This window comes from Selenomonas sp. KH1T6 (assembly GCF_900108415.1).
Taxonomy (GTDB): domain Bacteria; phylum Bacillota; class Negativicutes; order Selenomonadales; family Selenomonadaceae; genus Selenomonas_B; species Selenomonas_B ruminantium_A.
Map to the genome: position 1 here is coordinate 1 of NZ_FNWN01000043.1, position 18,619 is coordinate 18,619.

The following is an 18,619-nucleotide window of genomic DNA, read 5'->3' on the forward strand; positions in this document are numbered from 1 at the left end:
GAGGGACTGATAATAGCGAGTACGGCGGAAAAGGCCTTCGCCGTCCGGCTTGCGTACCTGCATCTCAATGCTGTATACGGAATTTTTATCATCTTGAACATATACGTCGAGCCTGATGCCCTTGCTCTCGTAGGTGGCGTTGATGGTCTTTTCTTCTTCAAGATACTTTATGTGATGGATTTTGATTTTGAGGATTTTCTCAAGCATGCGCTTGCAGATGCGTTCCCGGCGCATAATGAGCTTGAACATATAGTCATCCTGGATAGTAAGCTCTTCCCAGGGCTTGATGGTATAAGGCATGGTGTAATCTCTCCTTTGCTGTAATTATACCATATTTTTGTAATGGTCATGTTATTTTGTAGGGGCAGGGATGACTGAAATTTTCAGTCATCCCTGCCTGAGCAAGAGAGAAGGTTAGGCAGACTTCTTGCGACGGAAGAGCCCCATCTTTACGCCTAATACAGCCGCATGGCTTCTGTTTATGGTGTAATCCCTGAGCTTTTCCGCGTCAGTGGGTTCTATGCCTATGAAATCATGTTCTTCGTTGGTGCGGGTGATGATATAATCACCGAAAACCAGAATACAGGTTTCATCGACGCCAATCGTGCCAACTAACAGGGAGGGAAGGGGAAGCTCAGGCTTGTCCGCTATATCCCCATCAAACCAGACCATGAAACTGGTGCCCTCATGCTGGAAGGGGAATTGTTCGAGAGTGTTGCAGCCTATGATTTCCCGTGCTTCCTTTAGAAAATCTGCCATGGATGCCTTCTGTACAGTGGCCTTGAAGCCAATACCCTTTGGGTCATTGAATTTATGCACTGCCAAGATGCTGATGTCCTTCTGCTCTAACTGGTTCATGAGAAAAACTCCTTTCCGGGAGCCTCTGCCCCCACGCCACATTTTATTTTTTGACGCACAGGCGTTACCGCAGGAGGGGGCTGTAGGCAAGGGCGGCCCGCAGGGACGGCGAAGCTTCCCTTGCCGGAGGACTCCACCTGCGGTAGACTGAGGCGGGCAAAAAATACCCCTGTAATATAACAGGGTTGGGATGAAGGCGGTTTTTCTGTGATGGTTTGTGATGATTGGCAATAAGTTCTTGAGCCAAGGGAGCAAGAAAAAAGCGGAGTATCTGTTGAAAGGATACTTCGCTTTTTATGTCATATTGTGGCAAAAGCCTTGTCAAGCCTGGATAAGCCGTCAGATAGCACTTGCCAGGGACAGGCTATGTTGATGCGCTGGAAGCCTTGCCCGCCTGGACCGAAGATGTGGCCACTGTCCAGCCAGACTCTCCCTTTGTTGATGATAAGGTCATCAAGTACTTCATCAGAGAGATTATAGGCCGAGAAATCAATCCAGATGAGATAAGTTCCCTCTGGCTCTATAAGGCGGGCTTTTGGCAAGTTGGCGGCAAGGTAATTCTTGGTGCGTTGGAGGTTTTCCTCTAGGTAGGATTTCAGCTCTGTAAGCCAGGGGAGTCCCTGCCCATAGGCTGCCTTGGCTGCTGTCATGCCGAAAATATTCGGTTCGCCATAGCCTGTGGCAAGCAGCTCCTGCTTAAATTTCCTGCGCAGGGATTCATTTGGTATGAAGATATTGGAAAGCTGCAAGCCCGCAAGGTTGAAGGTCTTGCTGGGGCTGGTGCAGGTTATGGTGTTATTGGCTACTGCATCAGAGAGTGTGGAGAAGATTGTATGCTGATGCCCTGGGCGAATGAAATCGTGATGGATTTCATCTGCTACTACTAGCACATGATGGCGCTGGCAGATTTCAGCAAGGCGTGACAGTTCGTCTTTTGTCCAGACTCGTCCCACCGGATTGTGGGGACTGCAGAGGATAAACATCTTTACCTGCTCATCGATGATTTTCTGCTCAAAGTCTACAAAGTCAATCTCATAGCGTCCATTGCTCTCAACCAGCGTGCTTTCCACCAGTCTGCGGTGGTTGTCTCGTATGGAAGCGGAGAAAGGATAATAGACAGGCGGGCAGATGAGCACTCCGTCATCTTCCTGAGTAAAGGCCCGTATGGCTGTGCAGATTGCAAATACAACCCCCGGGGTGATGATGAGGCTCTTCATATCAGGATTCCAGTTATGTTGCTGGCGGAACCAGTCTGACAGCACCTCACGGTAGTCATCCCTGATGCCTGAGTAGCCGAAAATGCCATGCTGACTGCGTTTAGCAAGCTCTGTGATAACAGGCTCCGGGGAACGGAAATCCATGTCGGCTACCCAAAGGGGCAGCACATCCGCTGGAAGTCCTCGCTCTTCGGCAAAATCATATTTGATGCAGGACGTTCCCCGGCGATTGATCACTTCATCAAATTTTTCCATGTTCTACACCTCTAATGCTTGTTTCAGGTCTTCTATCAGGTCTTCCTTATCTTCAAGCCCCACGGAGAAGCGCAGCAGCTTGTCATCGAGGCCGGTACGTGCCAATAATTCTTTTGGCATTTCTGCATGGGTCTGGGCAATTGGATAAGTAAGCAGGCTTTCTACGCCTCCCAGGCTCTCAGCGAAGGCAATGAGCTTCAGCCGCTCAAGCATGGATTTAGCCAGCTCTGCTGAAGTCACTTTAAAAGAGAGCATGCCGCCGTTACCGGAAGCTTGCTTCTTTTGCACCTCGTAGCCCGGAGAATCTGGCAGACCGGGATAATGCACCTCTGTAACCTGGGGGTGCTCCCGGAGCCAATGGGCTATAGAGAGGGCAGTCTGTGCCTGACGTTCTACACGTATCCCAAGAGTCTTGAGACTGCGGAGCATGAGCCATGCATCCATGCTGGACATATTGGGACCTTCGGATTTTACCAGCATCTCCAGGCGTTGCGCTTCTTTTGAGGAACCGTCCTTTACTACCAAAAAACCTGCAATGACATCGTTGTGCCCGCAGAGATATTTGGTGCCGCTATGAACAACCATATCTGCACCAAGGGTCAGAGGCTTCTGGAAGTGGGGCGACAGGAATGTATTGTCAACTACCAGGAACGCTCCGGCTTTATGGGCTATTTCGCTGGCTGCTGCTATGTCCGTGATGAACATCATGGGATTGGAAGGTGTCTCGATAAAGATAGCCCTGGTGTTTGGACGCACCCTGGATTCCAACAGGGCAAGGTCCGTAGTGTCCACATACTCAAAATCTATACCATAGTGACCATAGATTTCATTGGCCAGTCTCACAGTGCCACCGTATAGATCTTCTGAAAGAAGGACATGATCGCCTGGGTCGAAAAGAATGAGTACGAGGTTTATGGCAGCCATGCCAGATGAGACAGCCCAGGAACGGTCTCCCTTTTCCAGGCGGGCAATAGTTTTCTCCAGGGCATCCCGGGTAGGGTTGCCAACACGTCCGTAGTCATAGCCAGTGCTTTTGCCAAAGCCAGGATGGCGGAAAGTAGAAGACAGATAAATAGGCTGGCTGATTGCACCCGTGCTGTCATAGGCATGGGCACCGTGGACTTCCAATGTATGGTCATGCATTTTATTTTACCTCCGGCACATACCAAAGCCCGTTGTTGTTTTTCTTCATGTACTCGGCAAATTCCTCTGAGTGGTAGGCAGCTACAATATCCTTGGCCCACTGGCTGTCCTTGTCTTTTTCGTTTACCACCAGCTGCAGGAGAAGGTGGGGGAGGATATCCTCGGTCAGGAGAGCAGTAGAGGGGTCAATCTTGGCATTGTAGACGATGGAGCCGGTAATGACGATGAAATCAAAGTCCTCGCGCACAGCAGGGATGTTGAGGGATTTCATTTCCGTGAACTGGATGTGATGAGGATTTTCTATGATGTCCTGCTGGGTGACCGTGGATAAGTCCTTATTGGGGTCAAGCTTGATCCAGCCAGCTTTCTGTAAGAGTGCATAGGCTCTGGCGGTATTTGATGCGTCATTGGGAACTGCGACTTTTGCACCATCGGAGATATCGCCCAGGGAGTTCTTTGCTCCCGGATAGATGCCTGCTGGTACAGTGGGAATGGGAGTGAGGGCAGCAAGATGTCCGTCCTGCTTGTTGTTGAAGTTTTCCATGTAGGCGGTATGCTGCTCAACGTTGAAGTCCACTTCACCTTCGCTGAGTGCCACATCTGCCTGCAGGAGATCTGACATATCCTTGCCTACAATCTTGTAGCCCTTTTTCTCCAGGATGGGCTTCACTCCGTTTTCAAAGAGTTCTGAGTAAGGTCCCTGGGATTTGCTGAAAACCAAATCCTGCTTGCCTTGGGCATTTTCACTGCTGCAGCCGGCGGCAAAAACACCTACAGCCAGCGCCAGAGCAAGGATTCCTGCTTTGTTAAAATTGATGAATTTCATAATGAACGCCTCCTAGATTTTGTTATTCATATCTCTTCATGTATTTTAATGGTCAGTGACCTCTTGATTTTGCGGCAAAGTGATTGCCGATGCTTTGGATTATCTGAACGAAAACAATAAGTACAATGACGGTGAACAGCATCAAGGGAAAATTCAACCGTTCATAGCCGTAAGTCAATGCAAGATCTCCCACACCACCAGCGCCGATGGCACCGGCCATGGCTGTGGCTCCCAAGAGACCGATAGTTCCAGTAGTGACTGAAAGAATCAGGGACCCCTTTGCCTCAGGCAGAAGGAAATAGCGGACTATCTCGTAGTATGAGGCTCCCATGGCCTGGGCGGCCTCAATGATACCCTTGTTGACTTCCAGCAGGGAGTTTTCAAATAGCCGGGTGAGATAGGGTACAATGAAGACCACCAAAGGTACCAGTGCTGCCGTGGTTCCTACTCTTGTACCCACCAGCAGCTTGGTCAGGGGCAGGATAAAAACCATCAGGATGATGAAGGGAACACTGCGGATGATGTTTATGCCCGTATTCAGGGCCACAAAAGAGGTTCGATGGGGAAGGATTCCCCCGGAAGCTGTCAACACCAGCAACACGGCCAGAACCATAGCAATGGCTGTGCCAATGGCCAGGGAAACAAAAACCATGTACAGAGTCTGTTCTGCTGCCAGCCCAATTTGTGAGTAAGGTACACCTAAATCCATCAAAGAGTCACCTCCTGCCACTTAACGCCCCGGGACTGCATGTAAGCTGCGGCTTCCTGCAGCCGTTTCTCAGGGCCAAAGATTTGTATGATGAAGATTCCTAAAACCTCCCGCTGTATCTCAGTCACAGAAGCGAAGAGGACGCTGGTTTCAAGCCCCAGCCGGGTATTTAGACTGTAGAGCAGGTTCTCCCGGGTATTGTCTCCCAGAAATCTCAGCTTCAGCAGCTTGAAAGGACGACTGTCAGTTTTCAATGCCTGGCACAACGGCTCTGGCAGATGGTCAGGGATGACTGTCTGTACAAAGCGCTCGGTCATGGGTTCTTTGGGCGCACTGAAAACATCCAATACGGTGCCGGTTTCCACTACCCGGCCTTTTTCCATGACAGCTACGTGCTTGCAAAGCTTCTGTATCACCTGTATCTGATGGGTGACGAACAGTATGGTAAGACCGAGAGAGGAGTTGATTTTTTCCAGAAGTTTGAGGATGGAATCCGTGGTTTCCGGGTCAAGGGCACTGGTGGCTTCATCGCAGAGCAGTATATCAGGCTTGGTGGCCAGTGCTCTGGCGATTCCTACGCGCTGCTTTTGTCCACCGGATAGCTGCCAGGGATAGGCTTCAGCCTTGTCGGAAAGTTCTACGAAATCCAGCAGTTCGTTCACTCTGGCATTTATTTCCTCTCTTGAGTGCTTTTGCAGCAGCAAAGGGATAGCTATGTTGTCAAAAACGTTTTTTGACTCCAGCAGGTTGAACTGCTGAAAAATCATGCCTATTTTTTGACGGACATGCCTGAGGTCACGGTAGTTAAGGGAAGCTATATCCTGGCCATTGATTTCCACATGGCCGGAGGTGGGCACTTCCAGGGCATTTACCATGCGCAGCAGAGTGGATTTTCCTGCCCCGCTGAAACCGATGATGCCGAATATGTCTCCATCGGGAATGGTGAGGTTCACCTGCTCAAGGGCTTTGACCTGCTTGTCGCCACTGATGAAGTCTTTGCTGACGTTTTCGAATCTGATCATTTGGCAAGCCTCCTTAGTGCGCCTTCGGCAATAGCTGCCAGAAGTTTTGCAGCGGGCAGCAGGGCAGCAGGGTCAACTTTGAATTTTGGGTTGTGATTGGGAGCTGACAGCCCCGTGCCGATGGAGGCAAACACGCCGGGCAGTTTTTCCTGATAATAGGCGAAATCCTCTCCACCTAATGATTTAGGCGCCTCCTGCAAGGTAAAACCTTGTTTTCGGGCAATATCCAGGAAGAAATCCGTCCATGCTTTATCGTTTATAGTGGGAGGCGGCCCCTGAATCCAGTCAATCGCAACCTTGGCTCCAAAAGCCTCGGCTTCGTTCTGCGCCAATGCATACAGTCTGTCTTTTATGAGCTGCCTGTTTTCCGGGGTCAGGCTGCGGACTGTTCCCTCAAGTTCGGCTGTTTCCGGCAGTACATTCCAGGTATTGCCAGCCGTGATTCTGGTGATGCTGACAAGATTTGCAGCAAAGGGGTCAGAGTTGCGACTTACGATGGTCTGCAAAGCACTGATGAAGTGAGCAGCCAGAGGGATGACATCTACTCCCCGGTCAGGGTGGGCTGCATGAGTGCCTGTGCCTTGGAAACGAAGGACGAATCTATCTACTGCTGCCATTACAGGCCCTGAGCTTAACCCCAGGGTTCCTACTGGGAAAAGGGGAGAGGTGTGTATTCCGAAGATGGCTTGAACCTCATCAAGGATGCCTGTCTCCAGCACCTTCTTTGCTCCGCCGGGGGCTTCCTCAGCTGGCTGGAAAATAATACGTGCCTTGCCGGGAAGTGCTGATTCTTTTTCCTTCAGGAGCAAAGCTGCTCCCAGTACTGCAGCAGTGTGAAAGTCATGTCCGCAGGCGTGCATCCTGCCTTCAATCTTTGAAACATAAGGAAGGCCTGTTTCTTCTGTGATGGGCAGTGCATCTATGTCTGCTCTAAGAGCAACCAGTGGCCCGTCCTGACTGCCGATTTCAGCAGCTGCACCTGTAGGCAGGGGCAGTTCCAGGAGCTTGATTTTGTTACGGCTCAACAGCTCTTTAAGCTTGGTGGTTGTCTCATGTTCTTCATAAGAAAGCTCCGGGTGTGCGTGAAGCCAGGCAAAAACCTCTCCTATGTAACTTTTTACGGTTGTTTCATCCATGTGCTCACCTCGTTTGTTAAGTGTTTATTTGCTTGCAACTTTGGAAAAAAAAATGTATGCCTATAATAAACTTATTAACCTAGTATGTCAATAGGAAAATAAAACTTGATAAGAAATTTACCTATTGCTATAATAGGTAATACAAAAATAGGCAGGTGATATTATGGTATCTACGAGAGGCAGATATGCTCTCAGGGTCATGCTTGACCTGGCTGAGCAGGAATCTGACCGATTCATTCCTTTGGCAGATATTGCCAAACGGCAGGGCATCTCCCAGAAGTATCTGGAGATTGTCATAAGGGAACTTGTGAAACACAAGCTGCTGAGGGGATTGCGCGGCAAAAGGGGAGGGTATATGCTGACCCGTTCGCCGGAAGATTATACAGTGGGGGAGATACTGGAACTGACGGAGGGGAAGTTTGCCATAGTATCCTGTACAGGAAATTGCGCAAAGCAATGTGACAGGAAGGCTTTCTGCCGTACCCTGCCTATGTGGCAGGAGTTCAATAAGATGACGCATGATTATTTTTTTGGCATCACGCTGGCAGACCTGCTGGGCAAACAGTAAGAGAGAAAAGTAATAGATCAGTAAAATGGAAGTCCTGGTTGGATTAACCGGGGCTTTTGCTTTCTCTGCAGATGGTAGCTGAGAGGGGGCTGCCTTCGACAAAACTTGGACAATGGCGTTATAATGGACGTATGAAATTCTAAGGGGGATACGGATATCAGCACGGTAATCTATTACTACTCAGCAACAGGCAATTCACTTTATACGGTCAAGTCTTTGCAGGAACTGTTGCCAGAGGCGGAGCTTCGGTATATTCCTGCGGCGCTGGCAGAGGACAGCCCTTCTGTCAACGCGGAATGCGTGGGCTTTGTGTTTCCCATGCATTACTTTGGTCTGCCGCTACAGATGGAAGAGTTTCTGGAGAAGCTGACCATCTATGAATCTCCCTATACCTTTGCCATAGCCACCTGCGGTGTGCCCTACTGGGGCAGGCCCTTCCTGGATGTTGAGGCAATACTGGCCAAGAAGAACAGGAAGCTTCATGGCAAATGGTATGTGCGGCTGGTATCCAACTACATACCCTATAGGGATATTGCTGCTGACTGGCGCATAAGCATCAGGGCCTGGCTGGCGGAGCGAAAAATCCGCAAGATGGCAAAGTTTGTTTTCTGAATATGACCAGGGCGTGATAAGTGATGGCTGAGAAGAAGCATAGAACAGATGAATTGGAGAAACATCGGCAGGAAGTGTGGAAGCTTGTTGAGGATGCTGTCCTTGAGGAATATGGCTGCTTGTTGCCGCTAGGGGATGTTACTGTTTCTATAGTGCTGCCTTGGACCAAGGAAAAAGCACTGGGGCTTTTGAAGAGGCAGGGGAAGATAGCTTCCTGGGGTCTGGACAAGGATTACAGTGAGGGCAATAAGCGGCGATATCTGGTGACGGTGGATACTGACACGATTTAGACGGGCTGTATGATTGATATAGGTTGAGGGATTATGCATAAAGACATATTTGTGGAGAAGGATTGGAAGCTGTTTCGCAAGATGGTTGCAGACTGGCAGGAGAACTACATTGATAAGTTGACCAGAGAATATATTGACCTTCTGTCTGGGGACGGCAATGCCTCGGATAAGATCTGGGAACTGGACAAGCGCATGAAGAAGGATAAGAAAAAGGCTGGTGTGCTGATAATGGACATGAGCCGCTCAAATATGATATTCACCATCATGTAGCTGCTGGATGAAAAGGTAATAACGTTGGATGACTTGGCAGATTTTAGCGAAGGTCTCAGGGAACGGCTGGAATTCTTGTACAGGCGGTAACACTCACTAAGGGGAAAGGCAGGATTAAGATATGTTTTCCAGAAGCAAAAAGAAAAAAGTATATGTGATTGACATCTTTGGAGTTATCGAGGCTGCTTCGTCATCAATTTCCCTGAGCAAAAAGAATACCAACATGCAGAAGGTAATCAAGACCCTGCATAAGATTGCCGGAAAAGACAAGGAAGAGGTTGCAGGTGTCATCATTCACCTGAATACACCCGGCGGCACCACGGGTACCTCCGAGGAAGCGGCCATGATGATAGAGAAAGTTCGGGAGAAGGGGATCCCTGTAGTGGCTTCTATTGCAGACATATGCTGTTCCGGGGGCTACTGGATTGCCTCTGCCTGTGATTACATCTTTGCCAACCGCACATCCATGACTGGCAGCATAGGCGTTATCATGCAGCTGCCCAATATCAACGGGCTGTCCGACAAGTTGGGGGTGAAGCAGGTAACGGTTAAGGCAGGCAAGATGAAGGACATCGGCAACCCATTCAGGGAGCTTACGGAGGAAGAGCGTGAGTTCCTGCAGGAACACGCCGAAGAAACTCATGAAATATTCAAAGAAGCGGTCAGGAAGAACCGCAAAGAAATACCAGCTGATGTGCCGGAAATCTTTGACGGGCGTCCCTTCTCGGCAGATTTTGCCCTGCAGAATCATCTGATTGATGAAATAGGCACCTTCTATGATGCTCTGGACTATTTGCTGAGCAAGGCAGGTGTGGAAGAACAGGACATCAAGCTTCAGCAGAACGTGGAGAAGAAGGGAATATTATCAAAGCTTTTTTCCATGGAGGTAGATAACTCTCTTGTCAACGCACTGGCTGATTATCTGGCAGGGAAGTCGTTGTCATCACGATGAAATCCTGTGCGGAGTGGTAATGGAAAAGCTTGGGCAACTGGTCAAGCAAGGAAAGAGGTCTGGCGAATGGAGCATGAATTGCTGTTGAAACGTGTGTATGAACCCTGCGAACCACAAGATGGCTACAGGATACTTGTAGACAGGCTTTGGCCCAGGGGGATAAAGAAGGAAGCCGCTCAGCTGGATGAATGGGCAAAGGTAATCACCCCCAGTACGGAAATCCGCCGCCTGTATCACCGTGGGGATATGCCTTTTGAGGGGTTCTCTCAGGCATATCTTGAAGAGCTGGAGACTAATGAGGCTGCTGAAACCTTTGTCAGCAACTGCAGTGAGCAGCTGAAATCGCAAAATGTCACGCTTGTATATGCGGCAAAGAATGATCAGGAAAATCATGCGCTGGTGCTAAGAGAGTGGTTGAGGCGCAAGATGGCAGGAGGGCAATATGTTACATACTGAATTCTCGAATCAACTGCTGGATGATGAGAAACAGATCCGTCAGGAAGTGTTTGTGTCAGAGCAGGGCTTTGAGATTGAATTTGATGATATAGATAACAATTCAATGCACATGATGCTTTATAGTGATGATGATGCCGTAGGCTGCTGTCGGTTCTTTCCGGAGGAAGCTCCCGGTGAGTATATAATTGGCCGTATTGCTGTGCGAAAAGCATACCGGGGCCAGTCTATGGGGAAGCGCATTGTTGAAATGGCCCTTCAGCACATCAAGGATACGGGAGCATCTATAGTATCTCTATCGGCGCAGGTTCAGGTGAAAGGATTTTATGAGGCTCTGGGATTTCAGGCCAAGGGAAATATATACATGGATGAGCATTGTCCACATGTACATATGGAGAAGGTTCTGCAATAGTTGATGCCTTGGACAGGGGGCCATCAAAAAGTGGGGCTGCTGCATGAGTGAAATCACTTATGCGGCAGCCCCACTTTGATTATAGGCAGATAGAGGCAGCACAACTAAGGGGATTATTTCAGCTGTGCCAATGCACTCTATAGGCATAACTTGGATAGTTTCATCATGCGTCCTTTCATTGCTTTTACATCAGCAGGTTAAGCCTCTGAACGTCAAACATGCCGGCGTTTTGTTGCTCATCCGGGTCATCGGGCAGGGAGTGCTCCACTCGTGTGCTGAGGATGGTGGGGATTTCCTCCGGGTGAGGAGAGTGGGTCTTGGTCTGGGCAACGATTTTGTCCTTTTCATATACGGTGATCAGTACCGAACCGTCAGACATTACCCGAGTCACTGTGGTGGTATCCTCACCTGGCTTCTCCCCAGTGTCGGTAATGGCTCCCCCGGTCTCCAGCTGACGGAGCATGGTGCTGAATTTGCTCTTGGCCTGTAGTGTCTTGTCCTTGCTGTCAGCATCCTTTCCCGTGTCAGTCCAGGCAGTAGCAGCCTGTATCGGTTTGATTTCCATGGAATCCTCCTTTGTATCTGTTACATGGCTCTATATGTATATCGGAGAAAAAGGAGAAAATATAAGGTGAACTTAGGAACGGTTGAAATAGTATGACCTTTGTCATACAATAATTTATAGAAAAACTTGAACATGGCATATATTGGGTAGGCGCAAGATATGGAGAGCAAGATTGGCAAATGTTTTTAGAGCTTCTGCTATGGGCCTAAGAATTGTAAGCTGTATAGGATGGGCAAGCCCAGGCCAGTGCCCTACAAGGGTGATACTCCCTCATATGATGAGGGCTGGCTGGATGATGTATGTACGGAACGGCGCGGGGATGACGATTGAAATGGAGATACCTCTGTATATAGCAAAAGCCAGAATAAGATGGGATGAGATAGAGAAAGACAGCTACCTCAGGGATATTCCGGCTATCGCCCAGATTTCAGAGCTGGATTTTCACATGCCTATAACGCTTCTGGCTGGGGAAAATGGTACAGGAAAATCCACCCTGCTTGAAGCTTTGGCGGTGGCTTCGGGATTCAATCCTGAGGGTGGGACAAGGAATTATGCTTTCTCAACCTATGATTCTCACTCAGAGCTATGTGACTGCATAAGTTTGGTACGGGGAATCAGGAAGCCTAAGTGGGGGTATTTCCTAAGAGCAGAGAGTTTTTACAATGTGGCTACCCAGGAAGATGAATACAGCAGGGGGCCGGGAGGCAGGCCGGAGCATTTCCACGAGAAATCACATGGGGAGAGTTTCTATAGGATTGCGGAGAGCCAATTCAAGGGGAATGGGTTATATTTCCTGGATGAGCCTGAGGCAGCGTTGTCACCTCAGAGACAGCTGGCCCTGCTCCGTATGATCTGTATGTGTGCCAAGAGGGGAGCGCAGTTCTTCATTGTGACACACTCGCCGATTCTGTTGGGGATGCCATATGCAGAGATTTTGGGATTTAGCAAAAATGGTATTGGTTCATTGTCTTATGAGGAGACAGAGAGTTATCAGGTAACATCGTTGTTTCTTAATCAGAGGGATAGGATACTGGCGCAGTTGCTAGAAGATGAATAGCTGTCAAGGCGTGGTGATTATGGGCTGCTGGCGGCAGAAGAGGTTCCTGAGGCGGCTTGGGATACCATGGGGGTGTAGTTTGTCGAAGGGACATAAGTGCGATAAAATAGATATGGGGGTGAGGATATGGGCAAGAATGGTCGGAATTATTTCAGAAATACGCTGCTGGCCCTGGCAAGGCTCGACAAGCCGTTCATCATCAGAGGCCGGTATTTTGCCAATCCTCACCTGGACTATCTGACATATACAGATATCCGTCCCTATGTGCCAGCAGGGGCTTCCACGAACATGATCTGCGATCATGTGAATGTGATGCTACCTGACCTAAGCAAATACATAGCGGTGAGGCCGGAAGTGAATTATACAAAGGATTATTTGGTCTGTCGTGCCGTAACTTACTCGGATGCCAACGGAGATATTCGGGGAGGGATAGTGCTGACGGAGGAACTGGGTATACCGCCTGTTATTACTTCTGGCTACCCCGAAAGCAGAGAAATTATCGGGACGGTAGACAAGAGCAGGTATGTGGATTTCTTCTCCTTTGCTGAAGGACGGTATGCCTATTATGGCGAGAATCAGTGGGTTGACGGGCACAAGACAGCACTGGCAAGCTGGGAACAGTCTGCGGAGGAAGCTAAATGGCGGATGAAGGAGAAGAAGCGCAAGGAGTCTGCCAGGAGAAAGCTGGAGCTGACTTTTGACGAATTCATGGCACTGCATAAGAGAGCCAATCCTTTGTGGATTCCGCCGCCAGGAAGCCTAAGAGCCATGGGGGGACGCAGCTGGCTGAATGTCTTTGTGCCGCAGAAGTTCCTGCGAGATATACTGGATAGACAGCCTGCTCTCAGAAAGGAAGTGCATCAGGAGTTCCTGAGGCGGCTATGATGGGGAAAATGGTTGATGTGAGCAAAAGTATTGTCAAGGCGCAGAATAGATTTATGGTATAGGCAGGAGGTGGGGAGCTTGAACCGGCGGGAATTTGTGCGAAAGAGTGTTTTGTGCCTCCTGGGGATGATGGCATGGGATGCGAATTGGCCGGAGGCTGAGGCTTGTAGGGAACCTATGATATACAAGGGGTTCCTGCGGTTCACAGAGTACGAGTACAGAAAGGCGACGGAGTACATTGTGATACATCATGTGGGCATTCCTGATGTAGACAAGGACTCTGCTGCTACAGCCATTCACAAGTACCATCAGGAGCACAACGGCTGGTCAGGGATAGGTTATCATTATCTGATTCGAAAGGACGGCACCATAGAGCAAGGCAGACTGCCGGAAATGGTGGGCAGACATGCATATGAGCATAATCAAACCTCCGTAGGCGTATGCCTGGCAGGGAACTTCGATGTTGGCCAGCCTACCGAGAAGCAGATGGCATCGGTGAAGGAGCTATGCAGGTGGCTGTGCCGGAAGTATGGGCTGGATCCAAGGAAGAAGGGAGTCATTGTGGGGCATCGCGACCTCAATGACACTGCCTGTCCCGGCAAGAATCTATACAGGAAGCTGGGCGATATACGGCGGTTTGCCTATGATGGAGCATGAAATAGAGAGAAATGGAGGTTCTTATGAATAAGCATATCAAAACCATTGCATCTCTTTGTGTTGCTGCAGCTATCGGAGCCGGATGGGCTGGCACTGCTCAGGGTGCTACGAGGGAAGAGATTGCCAGTATCCAGGTCAATGCCAGGGGGAGCAACTTCCAATACTGGCAAAAAGATTCTCAGGCATTAGCCAGGCTACGCAGCTATGTGAAAGAGGTGACAAATACTAAAAGTTCGGATTTCATACCACAGCGTGACCGCATTGCTGTGTTTGATGTAGATGGCACGCTGGCCTGTGAAACAGCTCCCTTCTGCTTTGACTTCCTCATGATGGTGGACAGGGCACTGTATGATTCAGAATACAATGCCTCGGCCAGAGATAGAGCCAATGCCAAGGATGTGGAAAGGGATATATATGCTCATAAGGTGACCAATGACACAAGGCTGAAGACCTGCGAATCCCACGCCTCTGTCTTTGGTGGTATGACTATGGACGAGTATAATGCTTACACGGAAAAGTATCTGAGGAAGCCTGTTGAAGGGTTCAATAATCTCAAAATAGGTGAGGCGTATTTCCTGCCTATGGTAGAAGTGCTATCCTATCTTCGGGCGAATGGATTCAAAGTATTCTTGGTGTCAGGTGCAGATAGGCAGTATACTCGTGTCATGGCAGAAGTGCTGCCTGTGGACAGTGACAATATCCTTGGGACTGATTACCGCTATGTTGCAGCTGACCAGATGGGTAAGGATGGCATGGAGTATGTCTTTTCTACAGAGGACAAGGTGGTGCGGGGGGAGTTCGAGGTCAAGAATATCAATATGAACAAGGTTTCTGTCATGGCAAGAGAGATTGGCAAGCAGCCTGTTCTGGCATTCGGCAATTCCAGCGGCGATTTCAGCATGTACAACTACACAGCCACGAATCCTAATTACAAGACGATAGTATTCTCGCTGCTCTGCGATGATACAGAGAGGGAATTTGGCAAGCCAGCCTCGGCAGAAAAAATGCTGAAGAACTGCGAGAAGTATGGCTGGGTGCCTGTCTCCATGCGTGATGAGTGGAAAACCATATACGGGGACAGGGTGCAAAGATTAGATTGAACCGATGAGAGGTTGACTGTTGTATATAACTCGGAAGAAGATGTCTCCCACCTCTATAGGTGGCGAGTTCCTAATTTACTAATACCCTAAAGGGCACAATGCAGGCGGTGAACATATACCTCCCGCCTTATAAATGAGTATTTAGTGGAAAACCTTCTACAGTTATGGGGGTTCGAAAGCTGGCTTCAGGATGGGGGGAGATTGATGCTGGAAAAAATGTGCTGGGCATCATGCCTGCTGGTAATTTTCCTGTGCATGGGATGTACATCTGCAAGAACTGCTGTGCCGGAGGAGGGAAAGGAGAATACCGCCATGACGGTTAAAGTCAGTCCCATGGTAAAGCTGAACAGTGGCTATGAGATGCCTGTGCTGGGACTTGGAACGTGGACACTGCGAGGAGAAACGGCTGAGAGGGCTGTGGAGACTGCAATAGAGTGTGGCTATCGCCTGATTGACACGGCCAGGTATTATGGCAACGAGGAGGCAGTAGGCAAGGGGGTGAAGGAAGTAATACGGAAGGGGATAGTTAGCCGGGAAGATTTGTTCATCACCAGCAAGATAATGCCGGGAGACTACCGGCGGGCTGATGCTGCCATTGATGATTCCCTGTCTGCCCTTGGAGTGGAATATATTGATTTGATGCTGATACACCAGCCGGGAGCTAACGATGAGGAAGTATACAAAGCCCTGGAACGTGGCGTGAGGGCAGGCAAAATCAGGTCGATAGGCATTTCGAATTATTACACGCCTCAAGACTTCGAACGCATAAACAGGATTGCGGAGATAACTCCTGCTGTGGTACAGAATGAAAATCATCTTTACTATCAGAATACAGCTCTGAAAGAGTATCTGAGGCAGTATGGCACTGTTGTTGAATCCTGGTACCCTTTGGGAGGACGGGGAAATACTCGAAAGGTTTTGTCCAACAAGACCATAGAGGAAATAGCTCATAAATACGGCAAAACACCAGCACAGATTGTTTTGCGCTGGCATATCCAAGCAGGCTATATAGTTATACCAGGATCAGAAAATACATTGCATATCTGTGAAAACAATGATATTTATGATTTCCGGCTTAGCGAGGGAGAAATGGCTCGCATAGCGGAACTAAACAAAAATGAACGGTTTGAGAATTGGTGAAATAAGCACAAGGAGACAGTTGGTATGGACTGGAAATGGGTCAGAGAACCTGACAAATACATGATTGAGATGGATAGGATAGAAATCATAACAATGCCACATACTGATTTGTGGCAGAGGACATACTATCACTTCCGCAATGATAATGCGCCTGTACTGCAGACAGAAACAGAAGAAAAGTTCTTCTCATTCATTGTGAAGACAGACTTTGCTGAGAGTCATAAGCGATTTGACCAGTGCGGCATTGTGATGTATCTCGATTCGGAGAACTGGCTCAAAGCTTCGGTGGAATATGAGAATGAGCAATTCCAACATCTTGGTTCTGTAGTTACAAACCATGGATATTCTGATTGGGCTACAACAGCGATATCTGCCGACATTAAAACCATGTGGTATAGGTTCAGCCGACGAGAGGATGACTATTGCATAGAATACTCTGCTGATGGCAAGGGGTTTTCTCAGATGCGGGTGTGCCATATGTGGGAAGGGGCAGGAAGAATCAGATTCGGAATTTATGCCTGTAGTCCAGAGGAATCCAGCTTCAGAGCAGTGTTTACCGGCATGAAGATTACGGATTGTGCATGGAAAGCTCATGATGGTCAGCAGCCGGATATGTGAGCATGGAGGGAAAGTCAGGCTCATAAGTACACAAGCAGTCATAAGTCTGAACTGGAAAAGGATAACGCCTGAGGAGCGGTGAGAGATGGAGATGACGCAAGCTCAACGTGACAATAAGGATGCGTACTGGCTCTATTGGGGATACCAGGCTGCCTGTACGTCCGGTATGGTCACCTGGGCTAGGAAGAAGCACAAGGGGTAACTAAGCGGCTTAGAGAGATATGGCGGTTTTGCTATTACGGAAGGTGATAACAGTAGAAGGATTGGGTGTCGTGGCACGTAAGAGAATTGAATGCTGATAAAAGGAAGAAAACTCCTGGGGAGGGCATAATGAGTAGAATAAAAGAACTTAGAAAAGTCATTGGCAACGAACTGCGCAAAAGCATAGCAGATGTAGAAAAGCTGGAAAGTGCCTATGCGCATCTTTATGGTGTTTCCCTCGCTGCTACAGTGATAGCGGAGAAGCGTGGTGAGAATTCAGAGCTTGCCAGCATGTCAGCCATGTTGCATGACATCGCGGCCTATGTCAGTGGAACCTATGATGATCATGCGCATAGAGGAGCAGAGATGGCAAGGGAAATCCTGCTGAGAAATGGTTTGGCCAAGCCAGGGGAAATTGACATCATATGCTCAGCCATATACCATCATGATGATAAATTGATAAAGGATGAGCCAATGGATGAAGTTTTGAAGGATGCAGATGTCATGCATCACACCTTCAACGATTTAGCAAAGCCAGTCAAAGACAAAGAATTGGCACGCTACCGGGCATTAAGGCAGGAATTTGGGTTGCCAGTACATGAGTAGATTCGGGACGGCGGATTAAGATTTCTTTAAAACCCCTGGGCGGAAAAGGACTCCATTGCCGAAGGTATCCATAAATTTCATCAGGAAGTCAGAGGCTGAGCAGGGATATGGTATCATTACCTCATCCGCAAGGATGGCACCATAGAAAAGAGGAGGCAGCCCAGGATGGTGGGAGCCCATGCCAAGTACAATAGCTCGGAAGAGAATGTCACCCACCTCTATAGGTGGCGAGCTCCTTCGAGGATAATAAGAACGAGAAAATTTACACGATATACAAGCGGGTATTATCGCAATTCTGAACACTACTTCATAATGTACCATTAGTTTGGCAGGCGATTGGATGTGGATCTAAATGAAGCTCTGCGGCTTATCCGGGTGCGGGCACTAAGGCATGCCAAACACCCTGTGCTGGGCACAAGTTCGTGCTGAAGGGGGAGAAATGTGAAGAAATCACTGGATATTGTATTGCTGCTGTTGTTTTTCCTGGAGTTAGGCGGCATGTTCCTGCCTGGTCTTGCTCATGAACTGCTGGGGTGTATTTTTCTTTTGCTGGTTGTTCTTCATAATGCAGCAAACCGAAGTTTTTATCAGCATTTCCATAAAGGAAGGAACTCACCTCATAGATTGGTGAACAAGGCCAGCATATGCCTTTTTGCCGTAGGTCTCACCATACTGGCGGTTTCTGGCATGGCTTTGTCCCGCAACCTCTTTTCATGGATACATTTGGGGGAGGCATGGAACTGGCGTTCAGTGCATTTGCTGTCAGCTGTTAGTGTACTGGTCTTGCTTTTCGTCCATCTGCTGTGTCATGCCAGAAGGTATATACGTGGACGGAAGTTCTTCATTGCTTTGGGAGCAGCCTTTGTCCTGGCCACTGTGGGGATTTTTGGCTTGCCATATCTTGATCGTTGGTTTCATCAGGTAAAGGTGGAGAAAGAAACCATCATACAAGGGGAGAAGATTCAAGTATCCGGGCGAGTATTGACGGTGTATTTCAGCCGGGTAGGCAATACGGATTTTCCACCTGGGGTGGATGCGGTATCCGGGGCTTCCATTATGAAGGACAA

Annotated in this window: 24 protein-coding genes; 15 read left to right on the forward strand and 9 right to left on the reverse strand. The window is 48.8% G+C overall.

What is annotated here, in order from left to right:
- From BLW59_RS15365 to BLW59_RS15400, 8 genes are all read right to left on the reverse strand, one after another.
- The coding region (locus BLW59_RS15365; RefSeq protein ID WP_175463476.1) for a PD-(D/E)XK nuclease family transposase at positions 1–300 on the reverse strand (300 nt) is incomplete at its 3' end.
- Between the two features lie 114 nt (positions 301–414).
- Positions 415–858, reverse strand: coding sequence for a hypothetical protein (locus tag BLW59_RS15370; RefSeq protein ID WP_074698479.1), 444 nt, complete (start codon positions 856–858; stop codon positions 415–417).
- Between the two features lie 299 nt (positions 859–1,157).
- Complete coding sequence (locus BLW59_RS15375) at positions 1,158–2,330, reverse strand: MalY/PatB family protein (protein WP_074698480.1); 1,173 nt, start codon at positions 2,328–2,330, stop codon at positions 1,158–1,160.
- A gap of 3 nt (positions 2,331–2,333) precedes the next feature.
- A complete protein-coding gene (locus BLW59_RS15380) occupies positions 2,334–3,473 on the reverse strand; it encodes a trans-sulfuration enzyme family protein (protein WP_074698482.1) in 1,140 nt (379 codons plus the stop codon).
- 1 nt (position 3,474) lies between these two features.
- Positions 3,475–4,299 carry a MetQ/NlpA family ABC transporter substrate-binding protein gene (locus BLW59_RS15385; RefSeq protein WP_074698484.1) on the reverse strand — a complete coding sequence of 275 codons (825 nt, stop codon included), beginning with the start codon at positions 4,297–4,299 and terminating at the stop codon, positions 3,475–3,477.
- Positions 4,300–4,351: 52 nt separating this feature from the next.
- Positions 4,352–5,011 (reverse strand): methionine ABC transporter permease, encoded by a 660-nt coding sequence (locus BLW59_RS15390; protein WP_080705972.1) that lies wholly within the window; start codon positions 5,009–5,011, stop codon positions 4,352–4,354.
- Positions 5,008–6,030 (reverse strand): methionine ABC transporter ATP-binding protein, encoded by a 1,023-nt coding sequence (locus tag BLW59_RS15395; RefSeq protein ID WP_074698486.1) that lies wholly within the window; start codon positions 6,028–6,030, stop codon positions 5,008–5,010. Before BLW59_RS15395 ends, BLW59_RS15390 begins: the two co-directional genes overlap by 4 nt.
- On the reverse strand, positions 6,027–7,166 hold the full coding sequence (locus tag BLW59_RS15400; RefSeq protein ID WP_074698488.1) for an amidohydrolase: 1,140 nt from the start codon (positions 7,164–7,166) through the stop codon (positions 6,027–6,029). The genes BLW59_RS15395 and BLW59_RS15400 overlap by 4 nt, the downstream gene beginning before the upstream one ends.
- Before the next feature lie 163 nt (positions 7,167–7,329).
- Here BLW59_RS15400 and BLW59_RS15405 point away from each other — a divergent pair, with 163 nt between their 5' ends.
- The 7 genes from BLW59_RS15405 to BLW59_RS15435 all read left to right on the forward strand — a co-directional run bounded on the left by BLW59_RS15405 (position 7,330) and on the right by BLW59_RS15435 (position 10,723).
- On the forward strand, positions 7,330–7,734 hold the full coding sequence (locus BLW59_RS15405) for an RrF2 family transcriptional regulator (protein ID WP_074698490.1): 405 nt from the start codon (positions 7,330–7,332) through the stop codon (positions 7,732–7,734).
- Between the two features lie 168 nt (positions 7,735–7,902).
- Positions 7,903–8,346, forward strand: a complete 444-nt coding sequence (locus tag BLW59_RS15410; protein WP_318258683.1) for an EFR1 family ferrodoxin — start codon at positions 7,903–7,905, stop codon at positions 8,344–8,346.
- Positions 8,347–8,369: 23 nt separating this feature from the next.
- Positions 8,370–8,636, forward strand: a complete 267-nt coding sequence (locus BLW59_RS15415; protein ID WP_139283721.1) for a hypothetical protein — start codon at positions 8,370–8,372, stop codon at positions 8,634–8,636.
- A 33-nt stretch (positions 8,637–8,669) separates the two neighbouring features.
- Positions 8,670–8,906 carry a hypothetical protein gene (locus tag BLW59_RS15420; RefSeq protein WP_074698496.1) on the forward strand — a complete coding sequence of 79 codons (237 nt, stop codon included), beginning with the start codon at positions 8,670–8,672 and terminating at the stop codon, positions 8,904–8,906.
- 121 nt (positions 8,907–9,027) lie between these two features.
- The gene (sppA, locus tag BLW59_RS15425) at positions 9,028–9,858 is read left to right on the forward strand and encodes a signal peptide peptidase SppA (RefSeq protein WP_074698497.1); all 831 of its coding nucleotides are present in this window, start codon (positions 9,028–9,030) and stop codon (positions 9,856–9,858) included.
- 66 nt (positions 9,859–9,924) lie between these two features.
- Entirely contained in the window at positions 9,925–10,314 is a 390-nt protein-coding gene (locus BLW59_RS15430) for a DUF488 domain-containing protein (RefSeq protein ID WP_074698499.1), read from the forward strand.
- Positions 10,301–10,723, forward strand: a complete 423-nt coding sequence (locus BLW59_RS15435) for a GNAT family N-acetyltransferase (RefSeq protein WP_074698501.1) — start codon at positions 10,301–10,303, stop codon at positions 10,721–10,723. Before BLW59_RS15430 ends, BLW59_RS15435 begins: the two co-directional genes overlap by 14 nt.
- A 184-nt stretch (positions 10,724–10,907) precedes the next feature.
- Here BLW59_RS15435 and BLW59_RS15440 read toward each other — a convergent pair whose 3' ends face one another.
- The gene (locus BLW59_RS15440; protein WP_074698503.1) at positions 10,908–11,288 is read right to left on the reverse strand and encodes a hypothetical protein; all 381 of its coding nucleotides are present in this window, start codon (positions 11,286–11,288) and stop codon (positions 10,908–10,910) included.
- Positions 11,289–11,460: 172 nt separating this feature from the next.
- Between BLW59_RS15440 and BLW59_RS15445 the strand changes: the two genes are divergently transcribed.
- The 8 genes from BLW59_RS15445 to BLW59_RS15485 form a co-directional block, all read left to right on the forward strand.
- The gene (locus BLW59_RS15445; protein WP_217634641.1) at positions 11,461–12,345 is read left to right on the forward strand and encodes an AAA family ATPase; all 885 of its coding nucleotides are present in this window, start codon (positions 11,461–11,463) and stop codon (positions 12,343–12,345) included.
- Between the two features lie 126 nt (positions 12,346–12,471).
- Positions 12,472–13,230, forward strand: a complete 759-nt coding sequence (locus BLW59_RS15450; RefSeq protein ID WP_029543710.1) for a hypothetical protein — start codon at positions 12,472–12,474, stop codon at positions 13,228–13,230.
- A gap of 78 nt (positions 13,231–13,308) precedes the next feature.
- The gene (locus BLW59_RS15455; protein WP_029543712.1) at positions 13,309–13,887 is read left to right on the forward strand and encodes a peptidoglycan recognition family protein; all 579 of its coding nucleotides are present in this window, start codon (positions 13,309–13,311) and stop codon (positions 13,885–13,887) included.
- Positions 13,888–13,910: 23 nt separating this feature from the next.
- Complete coding sequence (locus BLW59_RS15460) at positions 13,911–14,987, forward strand: haloacid dehalogenase-like hydrolase (RefSeq protein ID WP_074698506.1); 1,077 nt, start codon at positions 13,911–13,913, stop codon at positions 14,985–14,987.
- Between the two features lie 204 nt (positions 14,988–15,191).
- Positions 15,192–16,127 (forward strand): aldo/keto reductase, encoded by a 936-nt coding sequence (locus BLW59_RS15465; RefSeq protein ID WP_217634642.1) that lies wholly within the window; start codon positions 15,192–15,194, stop codon positions 16,125–16,127.
- 24 nt (positions 16,128–16,151) lie between these two features.
- A complete protein-coding gene (locus tag BLW59_RS15470) occupies positions 16,152–16,745 on the forward strand; it encodes a DUF1349 domain-containing protein (RefSeq protein WP_074698508.1) in 594 nt (197 codons plus the stop codon).
- A gap of 330 nt (positions 16,746–17,075) precedes the next feature.
- Positions 17,076–17,552, forward strand: coding sequence for an HD domain-containing protein (locus BLW59_RS15475; protein WP_074698510.1), 477 nt, complete (start codon positions 17,076–17,078; stop codon positions 17,550–17,552).
- 441 nt (positions 17,553–17,993) lie between these two features.
- A partial coding sequence (locus BLW59_RS15485) for a hypothetical protein (protein WP_217634643.1) occupies positions 17,994–18,619 on the forward strand: 626 nt, incomplete at its 3' end.

What these genes read in the sequence shown, in the direction of transcription:
- BLW59_RS15370 (WP_074698479.1), bottom strand. Translation starts at nt 858, where the DNA reads ATGAACCAGTTAGAGCAGAAGGACATCAGCATCTTGGCAGTGCATAAA.
- BLW59_RS15375 (WP_074698480.1), bottom strand. Translation starts at nt 2,330, where the DNA reads ATGGAAAAATTTGATGAAGTGATCAATCGCCGGGGAACGTCCTGCATC.
- BLW59_RS15380 (WP_074698482.1), bottom strand. Translation starts at nt 3,473, where the DNA reads ATGCATGACCATACATTGGAAGTCCACGGTGCCCATGCCTATGACAGC.
- BLW59_RS15385 (WP_074698484.1), bottom strand. Translation starts at nt 4,299, where the DNA reads ATGAAATTCATCAATTTTAACAAAGCAGGAATCCTTGCTCTGGCGCTG.
- BLW59_RS15395 (WP_074698486.1), bottom strand. Translation starts at nt 6,030, where the DNA reads ATGATCAGATTCGAAAACGTCAGCAAAGACTTCATCAGTGGCGACAAG.
- BLW59_RS15400 (WP_074698488.1), bottom strand. Translation starts at nt 7,166, where the DNA reads ATGGATGAAACAACCGTAAAAAGTTACATAGGAGAGGTTTTTGCCTGG.
- BLW59_RS15405 (WP_074698490.1), top strand. Translation starts at nt 7,330, where the DNA reads ATGGTATCTACGAGAGGCAGATATGCTCTCAGGGTCATGCTTGACCTG.
- BLW59_RS15415 (WP_139283721.1), top strand. Translation starts at nt 8,370, where the DNA reads ATGGCTGAGAAGAAGCATAGAACAGATGAATTGGAGAAACATCGGCAG.
- BLW59_RS15420 (WP_074698496.1), top strand. Translation starts at nt 8,670, where the DNA reads ATGCATAAAGACATATTTGTGGAGAAGGATTGGAAGCTGTTTCGCAAG.
- sppA (WP_074698497.1), top strand. Translation starts at nt 9,028, where the DNA reads ATGTTTTCCAGAAGCAAAAAGAAAAAAGTATATGTGATTGACATCTTT.
- BLW59_RS15430 (WP_074698499.1), top strand. Translation starts at nt 9,925, where the DNA reads ATGGAGCATGAATTGCTGTTGAAACGTGTGTATGAACCCTGCGAACCA.
- BLW59_RS15435 (WP_074698501.1), top strand. Translation starts at nt 10,301, where the DNA reads ATGTTACATACTGAATTCTCGAATCAACTGCTGGATGATGAGAAACAG.
- BLW59_RS15440 (WP_074698503.1), bottom strand. Translation starts at nt 11,288, where the DNA reads ATGGAAATCAAACCGATACAGGCTGCTACTGCCTGGACTGACACGGGA.
- BLW59_RS15450 (WP_029543710.1), top strand. Translation starts at nt 12,472, where the DNA reads ATGGGCAAGAATGGTCGGAATTATTTCAGAAATACGCTGCTGGCCCTG.
- BLW59_RS15460 (WP_074698506.1), top strand. Translation starts at nt 13,911, where the DNA reads ATGAATAAGCATATCAAAACCATTGCATCTCTTTGTGTTGCTGCAGCT.
- BLW59_RS15465 (WP_217634642.1), top strand. Translation starts at nt 15,192, where the DNA reads ATGCTGGAAAAAATGTGCTGGGCATCATGCCTGCTGGTAATTTTCCTG.
- BLW59_RS15470 (WP_074698508.1), top strand. Translation starts at nt 16,152, where the DNA reads ATGGACTGGAAATGGGTCAGAGAACCTGACAAATACATGATTGAGATG.
- BLW59_RS15475 (WP_074698510.1), top strand. Translation starts at nt 17,076, where the DNA reads ATGAGTAGAATAAAAGAACTTAGAAAAGTCATTGGCAACGAACTGCGC.